Source organism: uncultured Dialister sp. (assembly GCF_900541605.1).
In the GTDB taxonomy this organism is placed as follows: Bacteria; Bacillota; Negativicutes; order Veillonellales; family Dialisteraceae; genus Dialister.
Map to the genome: position 1 here is coordinate 1 of NZ_UQKJ01000182.1, position 3,000 is coordinate 3,000.

A 3,000-nucleotide genomic window follows, 5' to 3' on the forward strand; every position below is an offset into this window, starting at 1 on the left:
ACATCCGGCAGCTGGCCCGCCTGCACGACCACAAAGACGAGATCATAATAATCATTGCCCCCTTCACCCGCTTGTGGCACACGAGATTTCTAAGATATGGTAAAATAATGGATAGCCCTTTTGGCTGTCCATTATTTTTTTGGAGGGAAGCTCATGCTGGAAACCATTGCGGAGGTCCTGATCAACAGGCCCTCGAAACATCTGAACAGGACATTTTCCTACCGCATTCCGGAATCCCTGAAGGAAGCGGGGCCGGGATGGCGCTGCGTCGTTTCCTTTGCCCGCCGGAAGGAGGAGGGCATTATCCTTTCGGTCCATGAAGAAGACACGGCGAAGCTGGATTACAAAATCCTTCCCATCGATTCCCTGGTGGATTCCTTTCCCTGGTTTACGGAAGAAATGATGCGGACTGCCCTCTGGATTTCCAATTACTACATGTGCACCCTCATCGAAGCGCTCCGCCTCTTCTATATCGACAAAAAAGCCATAAAGACCGCCATCAGCTACCGGATCGACTGGAAGGCCATTGACCATGGGGGAGATGAGGATATCCCTTCCCTGGTGGATCGTTCCGTGGAAGAAGTGGATGAAAAGGATGGAAAGCTCCTCTTCGGCGACCGGCTGCCCCTCTATGTGCAGAAGGGCTTCCTGGTGAAAGAAGAGGTTCTCGATACCATCCATAAGGAGCCATTGGAGAAATGGCTGGTACCGGACAGGCCCCTGTCCGGGGAGGAGAGGAAAAAGAGCCGCCGTCAGGCAGCGCTCTCCGATTTCCTCCAGACTTCCGGTCCCTGTTCCTTTGAGGACCTGAAGGAAGAAGGCTTTGGCACTTCCCTCCTCAAAAGTTTCTGCCTCAATGACCATGGCCATATCATTTATCGAAGGAAGAAAACCTTTTCCCTCATCGAAGAAGGGGGAGGAAGGGACAGCCGCCAGCTCACGGATGAGCAGAAACAGGCGGTGGATACCATCAATGCATCCATAGACAGAAGCCGGTACGAAGGATTTCTCCTGCAGGGAGTCACGGGCAGCGGGAAGACGGAAGTCTACCTCCAGACCGCCCGGCATGCCCTTGGGGCCGGTGGATCCGCCCTCATCCTGGTTCCCGAAATTGCCCTGACCAACCAGATGACCTCCTACTTTGCCTCGGTCTTCGGGGACAAGGTGGTCTTTATTCACAGCAATCTCAGCAAAGGGGAGCGGTACAATAACCGCATGCGGATCAGCAATGGGGAAAGCTCCATTATCATAGGTTCCCGGTCCGCCATTTTCATGCCCTTCCGGAACCTGCGGCTCATCGTGGTGGACGAGGAGTATGATTCCTCCTACAAGCAGGGGGAGAGCCCCCGGTACAACGGCCGGGACGTGGCCAAAGTCATGGCTCTGACGTACCACTGTCCCATCGTCTTAGGCGCTGCCACTCCCTCCATAGCCACCCGGTATGCGGCGGACGAAGGAAAAATCAGGAAAATATCCATGAACCACCGGGTGTTCCAAACGCCGCTCCCGAAGATTCACGTCTGCGACCTTCGGGAAACGCCGCCGATCGATGAGAACGGCCTGATTTCAGGGCCCCTGGTTTCCCTGCTCCAGCAGACGATTGCCAGAAGGCAGAAAGCCATCCTGCTCCTGAACCGCCGGGGCTTTGCCACCACCCTCATGTGCCCCTCCTGCGGCTATGTGTTCAAATGCCCCAACTGCGACGTGTCCCTGGTGTACCATAAGGAGACCCACCAGCTGAAGTGCCACTACTGCGAAACCGTGCATCCCGTACCCACGGAATGCCCGAAATGCCACAGCCATCGGATCCTGTACCTCGGCGCCGGCACGGAACGGGTGGAAGAAGAACTGGAAGGGCTGCTGCCACAGGCCAGAATCCGCCGGTTCGACCTGGACAGCACCCGAAGGAAAAACAGTGCCCGGGAAATCCTCGACGATTTTCGGAAAGGGAAATTCGATATCCTCTTCGGCACCCAGATGGTGGCCAAGGGCCACGACATCCCCGGCGTCCAGACCGTGGGCATCCTTTCCGCCGACAGCATCCTGAACATACCCTCCTACCTGGCAGCGGAGCAGACATTCAACCTCATCACCCAGTGCGCCGGCCGGGCCGGACGAAGCCGGGAGCAGGGGGAAGTGGTCCTCCAGACCTACAACCCCTCCCATTACGTCATAGAAGCGGCGGCGAAGCAGGACTACGAGTCCTTCTACCGGCAGGAACTGCAGTACCGGAAAATGCTGGAATTTCCTCCATTCTCCAAGCTCATGAAAATCACCTGCTTCAACGAAAAAGAAAAATCCGCCCAGGGCCAGGCCGGCCGGATCTACGAATGGCTTACCTCCATCATCCCAAGCCTCCCAGGACGGGTAAGGACCACAGCCCCCTTCAGCGAACCCATCAAACGGGTGAGAAACCTTTACTACTTCTCCCTCCTTATAAAAGGAGATAACCTGGTCCCCCTCAAAACCGCCATGAGAGAAGCCGCCATATTCCAGGAAAATGATATAATTATAGACGTAGATCCATTGTAAAATGAGGAATGAGGAATGAGGAATGGTGGTGCGGCGCACAAAAAATACAGCGACGCAGTATGAATTTCTGCTGTAAAGCGGCTATGCTGCTAAAGTCACTCTATCCTTTAGAGCGTTCCCCCTTGGAGAAGGGGGACGGCCAAAGGCCGGGGATGGATCCGCCACGCAGAGGCGGGATCTGCGAAGCAGTGGATGCTCTTCATGACCCGGTGATCCATCCTGCGGCTTTGCTGCCAAATTCTTAGGGGAAGATCTATTTGCTATCATCATTTCAGCCTTTCACTAAGTCTGCTGTTTCGATAGGCGCCGCAGAGCGGCGAATCCACCTCATGCCTCCGGCGCGAAGCGCCCACCACCTGGTGAACAAGCGAAGCGAAGTTCACCCACAACCCTTAGCCCCATGTATACGTATGACTATAGTAAACGACATTAATTACTTTACTTTAAATCGATGCATCTATGTGCTAT

The 3,000-nt window shown here is 54.9% G+C and carries 1 protein-coding gene; it reads left to right on the plus strand.

The features are described 5' to 3' along the window. The first annotated feature begins 153 nt into the window (after nt 1-153). Nucleotides 154-2,532, plus strand: a complete 2,379-nt coding sequence (gene priA, locus QZR21_RS08825) for a primosomal protein N' (RefSeq protein WP_296975004.1) — start codon at nt 154-156, stop codon at nt 2,530-2,532. Nucleotides 2,533-3,000 lie beyond the last annotated feature (468 nt).

Excerpts from the sequence above, each read along its gene's own strand:
- priA (WP_296975004.1), top strand. The coding sequence starts at position 154 with ATGCTGGAAACCATTGCGGAGGTCCTGATCAACAGGCCCTCGAAACAT.